At 52.9% G+C, this 7005-nt stretch carries 9 protein-coding genes; 7 read left to right on the forward strand and 2 right to left on the reverse strand.

Annotated elements, in window-relative coordinates:
* Positions 1-393 (forward strand): alpha/beta hydrolase-fold protein (locus tag B7449_RS11840; RefSeq protein ID WP_048883641.1); only part of this gene is annotated, 393 nt, incomplete at its 5' end.
* 175 nt (positions 394-568) lie between these two features.
* Here the strand turns inward: B7449_RS11840 and B7449_RS11845 are convergent.
* A complete protein-coding gene (locus tag B7449_RS11845; protein WP_082084838.1) occupies positions 569-1465 on the reverse strand; it encodes a LysR family transcriptional regulator in 897 nt (298 codons plus the stop codon).
* 101 nt (positions 1466-1566) lie between these two features.
* Between B7449_RS11845 and B7449_RS11850 the strand changes: the two genes are divergently transcribed.
* The 5 genes from B7449_RS11850 to B7449_RS11870 all read left to right on the forward strand — a co-directional run bounded on the left by B7449_RS11850 (position 1567) and on the right by B7449_RS11870 (position 4309).
* Entirely contained in the window at positions 1567-1926 is a 360-nt protein-coding gene (locus B7449_RS11850; protein ID WP_039733242.1) for a YciI family protein, read from the forward strand.
* Positions 1923-2543, forward strand: coding sequence for an NIPSNAP family protein (locus B7449_RS11855; protein WP_039733240.1), 621 nt, complete (start codon positions 1923-1925; stop codon positions 2541-2543). The genes B7449_RS11850 and B7449_RS11855 overlap by 4 nt, the downstream gene beginning before the upstream one ends.
* 192 nt (positions 2544-2735) lie before the next feature.
* Positions 2736-3353, forward strand: a complete 618-nt coding sequence (locus B7449_RS11860) for a recombinase family protein (RefSeq protein WP_048883642.1) — start codon at positions 2736-2738, stop codon at positions 3351-3353.
* Between the two features lie 42 nt (positions 3354-3395).
* The gene (locus B7449_RS11865) at positions 3396-4031 is read left to right on the forward strand and encodes a nucleotide-binding protein (protein ID WP_048883643.1); all 636 of its coding nucleotides are present in this window, start codon (positions 3396-3398) and stop codon (positions 4029-4031) included.
* A complete protein-coding gene (locus B7449_RS11870) occupies positions 4031-4309 on the forward strand; it encodes a ribbon-helix-helix domain-containing protein (RefSeq protein WP_244191980.1) in 279 nt (92 codons plus the stop codon). Before B7449_RS11865 ends, B7449_RS11870 begins: the two co-directional genes overlap by 1 nt.
* 43 nt (positions 4310-4352) lie before the next feature.
* On the opposite strand, the gene B7449_RS11875 is transcribed toward B7449_RS11870, so the two are convergent.
* Positions 4353-5453, reverse strand: a complete 1101-nt coding sequence (locus B7449_RS11875; protein ID WP_082084839.1) for a replication initiator protein A — start codon at positions 5451-5453, stop codon at positions 4353-4355.
* A 905-nt stretch (positions 5454-6358) separates the two neighbouring features.
* On the opposite strand from B7449_RS11875, the gene B7449_RS11880 reads away from it, so the two are divergent.
* Positions 6359-6943, forward strand: a complete 585-nt coding sequence (locus B7449_RS11880; protein ID WP_048883644.1) for a recombinase family protein — start codon at positions 6359-6361, stop codon at positions 6941-6943.
* Positions 6944-7005 lie beyond the last annotated feature (62 nt).

Consider the following 7005-nt stretch of genomic DNA (forward strand, 5'->3'; position numbering starts at 1 on the left):
ATGGGTGGATTTGGCGCCATCATGATCGCGCTGCGTAATCCTGGCCGCTATCGTTCTGTGTCAGCCTTTTCACCCATTGTGGCACCAACGCAGGTACCATGGGGTGAAAAAGCATTCAGTGCTTATCTGGGGCCGGATCGTGCCAGTTGGGCAGCCTATGACCCGCTTGAACTTGTGCGGACAGCGAAGGAAAGACTGCCTGTTCTGATAGATCAGGGTCTGGCGGACCAGTTTCTGAAAGAACAGCTCAGGCCAGAACTGTTCCAGGAAGCCGCACAGAATGCAGGGCAGGAACTCATCCTGAATCTTCGTCCTGATTACGATCACAGCTATTATTTTGTAGCCAGTTTTATTGCAGATCATCTCAGATATTTCGTGAGTAAACTACGATGAATAGATTGTCTGTCTTTTGGGATCCGGAATTTTCTGGCTTTGAGTGGAGATGAAATCTGTTAGGGGCATCTTTCAAACTGTGAAATCAGCTGGCAGCTTGCCGTGTGGGCTTGAGCGTACCGTCGAAGAGCATGGACCTTTCGACGCGCCGGAGCATCGTAGGATATCTCAGATGTCATGGCGGAAAGGCGTTTTGAACTTCGATAACGAAACTCCGCAGTTTTGGGGTCATAGCAGGGCCGGCATTGTAAAGCAGATGCATCGGGCGACCAGGAACTCTCCACTGGGATAGAATGCGGACAAGGCGGCCAGAATCAAGTTCGGGCTTCAAGGCCTGTTCAGAACCCAATACTATGCCCTCTCCTGACAAGGTGAGGGCCAATAGAAAGCCCCAGTCGTTGGACGTCACAGTGCCAGAAACCATGACAGATCGTGTGCAGGTCTTTCGTATAAAGTGCCATGCTGTTCGTACAGAATTTGCAGAGTTTTCGTAGACAAGACACTGATGCCGGGCGAGTTCCTCAGGACTGTCCGGAGCGCCAAATTTTTCGAGATAGGCAGGCGCTGCGCAGACCGTGAGGGAATATGAGGCCAGAGGGCGACTGACGACCGTAAGATCGGGATCTGGCTCGCCAATACGAATGACAGCTTCATGGCCATCCAGCGTCGGATGAACCAGTTGATCCGTAAGGGATACTTGTAATCGTACCTTCGGGAATTTCTTCCGAAAATTATGTAGAAACATGGGGAACATGGTCCGCCCGAAGGTAACTGGTACGCTGACAGCAAGTGTACCACGTGGTTCGCCCAGCGTGTTGGCGGCAAGATTATCAGCACGCTCGACAGCCTTCAGGACGAGATGACATTGCTCGCAGTAAAGACTCCCTATTTCTGTGAGGCTCTGACGACGTGTCGTCCGATGGAGCAGGCGCGTGCCAAGATGACGCTCCAGAGCCTCTATATGTTTGGCCACCATCTGCGGCGATAAGGTCAGACGCTGAGCGGCCGCGGCAAAAGATCCCAGTTCCACAACCTTGATGAAAACCTTCATACTGGTCAAACGATCAAGCATTCATCATCCTCAGTTGTGACTGACATCTTCTATCGACAATTTATCTCTTAAAAAAGAGGAATATGTTGAGCCTGCTGATTGATCGGCAAGCATCTTCTCCGATGGAGCTCTTTAGAATGCCTATTTATCTTGTGCGAATGGATCATCCGGACGGCGACGGGTGGGGGCAGCATGTCGTGGCGCATGTGCTGTATCTCAAGCGCCTCATTCAGGAAGGTAGTCTTCTGGCTTCTGGTCCGCTGAAAGGCACCCCATTGCGGTCAGGTTTTCTGATCATGAAAGGTGCCAATCGGCAGGAGATTGAAGCGATGGTGGCTCGGGATCCGTTCTCGCCGGAAGGTTTGATCTGTGATCTTCGAATTGAAGAGTGGGATCCGCTGTTCGGTTGCCTGTCCAACCTATCGACCGGCAAACCGCCCGTGGAACTGCAATCTCTATTCCCATCCGAAGAACACTCATGATCTATGAAATGATTCGCTTTCGGACGGATGTTTTGGGAGTGCCAGCCCTCTCCCGTCTCCTGAAAGCACGGTTCTCGGATACCCTGAATCCTGTTGCGGGAAGCCTCACAGGGGTATGGCGAACGGAGATCGGTGAACTTGGAACGCTACTCCTGCTGCGTTCCTTTTCCTGTCAGGATGCCTTGCTTAAGGCGCGGCACAGAACACTGGAGTCCAGAACGCCCTTCGGTATCAAGATGAACGACGTTTTAATAGAAGCTGAGGCGTTTGAAGGCTTTCCGTTTCTTAAACCCCCGGAGTTTGGTGAATGTGGTGGACTCTATGAAATCCGAACTTACAGTTTAAAAGCTGGAGGGTTGGAACCGACCCTGAAAGCGTGGCAGAGTGCTCTGAAGCCTGCACAAGCCTATACCCGCCACCTGATCACCAACATGTTCGCGCTGGATGGTGCGTCACGCATCTGCCATATCTGGGCCTTCGACAGCTTTGAACAACGCAATATTCTGCGTCAGCAACATTACGTGGACGGACTTTGGCCGCCAAAAGGAGGGCCTGAGCAAATTATTCATGCCCAGTCCTGCCTTTGCTTACCGGAAACTTTCTCGCCATTACGGTGACGACGAAAAGCTCACAAATGTTCCCATGAATGACTGCTTTGCCAGCCTTGTCGCTTGATAACCGACATTCTGTTACCCCCCCATTTTTCCCATTCGTATTAGATCCGTATCAAACAGACTATAGTCATATTGGGACAGACCGGAGTCACGGTGTATCAAGGGTTGCATGGTGGTTTTTCCGGGAGGGTTCAAATGGGACAGCGTGCGGTCATCTATTGCCGGGTTTCCACGGCCGATCAGTCCTGCGCGCGCCAGAAGGACGAGCTGAAGCGGTTTGCTGAACGCGCGGGCTATGAAGTGCTGGACGTTTACATGGAGACCGGCTCTGGCGTCCGGGTGGATCGGGCCGAGCGTCGAAAGGTCATGGCATTGGCCCAGGCCCGTGAAATTGACGCCATTCTGGTGACGGAGCTGTCCCGCTGGGGGCGCTCGACCATTGATCTCATCTCCACGCTTCAGGAGCTGGAGAGCTATCGTGTTTCCCTGATCGCCATGACGGGGATGATGTTCGACCTGGCGACGCCACATGGGCGGATGCTGGCGACGGTTCTGGCCGGGATTGCGGAGTTCGAACGGGATCTAATTAGCGAGCGGGTGAAGTCCGGTCTGGCTGCTGCCAGGGCACGCGGGAAGGTTCTCGGCCGACAGAAAGGAGAGCGGCCGAAGTCTGACCGTCTGGCTCCGAAGGTTCTGGCTCTGGTGGCTGAAAAGCGGAGTTATCGGTGGATCGCCCGCGATCTGGGAATCAGCAAGAACACTGTTGCTGCCATTGTGCAGAGAGATAAGGTGAGGCCTTCTCTTCCCTCGTAGAAAGTGTATACAGGTATAAGATTATACGTGTAGAGGTGTAGCATGAAGGTTCTTGCTGTTCTTTCGCAGAAGGGCGGTGTCGGAAAAACGACGCTTGCAACCTGTCTCGCTGTCGCGGCTGAGCAAGCGGGTAAAGTTGCTGCTATTATTGATTTGGACCCACAGGCGACAGCCTCTTTCTGGAAAGACGTACGCCAGCTCGATACACCGGCTGTGGCTTCAATTCAGCCGATACGTTTGCCTGCAATGCTCAAAGCCTGCGCGGATGCGGGTACTGATCTTGTGATTATCGACGGAGCTGCTGTTGCGCGTGATGTAGCTTATGAAGCGGCGCGGCATGCTGACTTCGTTCTCATTCCGACGAAGACGGCCGTGTTCGATACAATGAGTATGACACACACATTGGATGTGGTTCGTCAGCTCGATAAAGCGTTCGCTGTCGTTTTAACTTTTGTGCCCCCCCAGGGGCAGGAGACAGGGGATGCCATTAAGGCCGTGACCGAATTGGGAGCAACGGTCTGTCCGGTGACAGTAGGAAACCGCAAGGCATTTTTCCGTGCACAGGCGGCGGGACAGGCTGTGCAGGAATTCGAAGCACATGGGCCAGCAGCAAACGAAATTAAGCGCTTATACGAGTATACAGATATACAATTATACAAAAATCGGGAGGTAGCGTGATGGCGAAAAGCAATACGCTACAAGCGATGCTTGATCGCGCCAAAGGTAGTGGTGAGGCAATGCCAACCCCTTCCCCGAAGCCAGATATATCATCCCGTAAACCTACGCTGAATGGTCGTAAGGGGACCAAGTTGATCGGTGGGCATTTTTCTCCTGAAGTCAGCACCCAGCTTCGTATTATCGCGGCCGAAGAGGGAACGACGGTTCAGAGTTTGCTTGGAGAAGCACTGGACGATCTGTTTGTGAAGAAAGGACGAAGCAGGATCGTTAGCGGGTAAGTATACATTTATACACGTATACAACTATACACGTAGGCTGTGTCTAGCGTATAGGGTTGCGTTTGTGTCGGTTGCGGCAGAATCCGACAAATGCGGCACTGGGGTTTTGCAACTCTGGTTGTCCGCTATCATTCCACCATGACACCCATTCATCATAGAGTGCGTAGACATCATATCCTGGAGCAACTCCTCTAGCGTCATGGAAACCCTCGGGATCGACAAATGGTTTCTGGAGCTTTGGCGCTATTACCTTGACGGTGTCCATCGTTTCCCGATTACGGAAAGTAACTGTGTTGCTGTTTATTTCGACAGCATAATCAGGCAAGTGGTTATTGATTGCCAAGTCACGGAGCATTGAGCGAAATACGCGAATATGGCTACTGGCCCCCGTTTTTTTCTGTAAAATTTCTATAGAAACAACCCATTTTTCCTGAGCGCCACAATGCTTACGTGCAAGTTCGTATATTCTCCGTTCAAGTGGTTTGCGCAAACGGAAATAATCGCGATGTAATGTCAGTACACTTCGGCCTTCGATCATTCTGAATAGCCATTCGGATAGCGTTACCTTGATTTCGGACATTTGTCCGGAATTGGTCTTACGGACAATTCGCCATTCATTGATAAGGCCAAAGCCTTCGGTGATTTCTTCTCCATCAGCTTTGATGTTGGTGGTGATCCGTGTGCCTGCTAAGCGCTCAAATGCGCTCCGAAGCCGCTTATAGCCATCACCATCGGTTTGACGGTTGGTCCATACCAATAAATCGCGTGCGGTAAGGTGGAGAGTTCGATTTGGCTGCTCACCTTGATTCATTTTCGCGATAAGCTGCGAAATGCAATAGATAAGGATATCCTTGTCATGGATCGTCGCGAGCCCTTTGACGCTCGGAACGATCTCAACTGTATTGCCATTGTGCTCGTATCGGAAAATGCGTCGATCAGGTTTAGTGGCAAGCGAGAAAATTGGATGTTCCATCGAGGCCATATCATCTTTGGGGATGGCATCAAGGACATCACAAATAAAAAGATCTGGTGTCGGATATCGTTCCGGAAGTAGAACTGAACGTCCATCAACATTCGGGGTTTCACTGACGGTAAGTGCCAGTTCGGGGTTTCGTTGACGGGTTGCTTTGATTCGGGGTTTCATTGACGATCAGTTTAGGTTCGGGGTTTCATTGACGCAAGAGCTAGATTCGGGGTTTCGTTGACGAAGATTCGGGGTTCTGGAGTCACTAGATTCGGGGTTTCGTTGACGCAAGCTGCTCCAAAACACTGTTTTTGTATTTTATTTTCAGTCAGTTACGTGTTTGTGGAAAACCCTTAACACTACTATTAACACATAAATTAACACTCTAAGCCTGTGGATAACTTTTCATTCTCTGCAATTTTCAGCCAAATTGAACCCAAGCACCGCCTCTTGGGGGCTACGCCCCCGCCGGCTCACAGCCTACGGCCGCCCCGATCGCGCTATGCGCGATCTCCCACCCGGCATCCCCCTGCTCGCCCTTTCAGGGCTGCGCTAAGCAGACACGCCTACGGCGCGAAGTCATAATCTGACGATGCGTTCCCACATTGTCTCTCCACCAGCATCATCCTCTCCCGCGTCGGCGCCTTTGGCGCCCTACGGGGCTCCCGCTCCGCGCTCGCCCGACGCCTGCAACAGCAGAAGAACCGGGCAAGACCGTAATGTGCTCTAGACGCACCGGAGTTCAGGCGATCATTCAGAAGCTCACGTGTCGCAGTATGTCCGCCAGACGCCACAGGATGTCCGTACAGACGTTATCTTGTGTGACGGCTAGTTTGTAGGGCGATAACGGGAATTGCGCTTTGTGTGGCCTCCCAGGGCGCTTACCGCAATTATGGGGTCGGTACATAGAACGGGCACAGATATACGCTAAGGTCGGATGCTGAGGGTATATGACGGAAAACAGGTGTTTTCCGTCATTTTTTTCTTGCCGGGAGAAGATAGCCGCCAAGGTAGCAAAAACTGCACGACAAACCATGTCGCTTTGCATTACTGTGCGGAAACTCTTCTGATGAGGTTTGTCGTACATGCTGGTCGGTTATATGCGAGTGTCCTCAGCCGACGAACGCCAGTCAGTGGATCTCCAGCGCGATGCGCTGATCGCGACTGGCGTCGATGCACGCCACATTCATTCCGACAAGGCCTCTGGTGCCCGCGACGATCGTCCTGGCCTCAAGACGTGCCTCGCCTGGCTCAAGGAAGGGGATACGCTGGTGGTCTGGAAACTCGACCGTCTGGGCCGTTCTCTATCGCATCTTCTCGATATTATCGGAGATTTTCGGGAGCGTGGCATCGCTTTCCGATCCTTGACCGAACATATGGATACGGCAACCGCGCAAGGCGAGTTGCTGTTCTCGATGTTCGGCGCACTCGCCCAATACGAACGCGCCTTGACGCGCGAACGGGTCATGGCGGGGCTGGCGGCCGCCAGGCGCCGCGGTCGGCGCGGCGGTAGGCCGCCCGCGATCGACGCGGAGAAGGTCGCGGCGATTACCGTCGCCCTCGAAGGCGGCGCCAGCAAAGCGGCTATATGCCGCAACTTCGGTGTACCGCGCTCGACGCTGATCGACACGCTGGCGCGGATTGGCTGGACGCCTCCCGGCAGAACCTGACAGATGCCGGCATCCCGAAAGGGAAACTCCGCCCGCTCCGGCAAGCCATCACAATCACCGAT

Origin of the sequence: Komagataeibacter intermedius TF2, from assembly GCF_000964425.1 — a bacterium.
Lineage (GTDB): Bacteria > Pseudomonadota > Alphaproteobacteria > Acetobacterales > Acetobacteraceae > Komagataeibacter > Komagataeibacter intermedius.

Excerpts from the sequence above, each read along its gene's own strand:
- B7449_RS11845 (WP_082084838.1), bottom strand. The coding sequence starts at position 1,465 with ATGCTTGATCGTTTGACCAGTATGAAGGTTTTCATCAAGGTTGTGGAA.
- B7449_RS11850 (WP_039733242.1), top strand. The coding sequence starts at position 1,567 with ATGGAGCTCTTTAGAATGCCTATTTATCTTGTGCGAATGGATCATCCG.
- B7449_RS11855 (WP_039733240.1), top strand. The coding sequence starts at position 1,923 with ATGATCTATGAAATGATTCGCTTTCGGACGGATGTTTTGGGAGTGCCA.
- B7449_RS11860 (WP_048883642.1), top strand. The coding sequence starts at position 2,736 with ATGGGACAGCGTGCGGTCATCTATTGCCGGGTTTCCACGGCCGATCAG.
- B7449_RS11865 (WP_048883643.1), top strand. The coding sequence starts at position 3,396 with ATGAAGGTTCTTGCTGTTCTTTCGCAGAAGGGCGGTGTCGGAAAAACG.
- B7449_RS11870 (WP_244191980.1), top strand. The coding sequence starts at position 4,031 with ATGGCGAAAAGCAATACGCTACAAGCGATGCTTGATCGCGCCAAAGGT.
- B7449_RS11875 (WP_082084839.1), bottom strand. The coding sequence starts at position 5,453 with ATGAAACCCCGAATCAAAGCAACCCGTCAACGAAACCCCGAACTGGCA.
- B7449_RS11880 (WP_048883644.1), top strand. The coding sequence starts at position 6,359 with ATGCTGGTCGGTTATATGCGAGTGTCCTCAGCCGACGAACGCCAGTCA.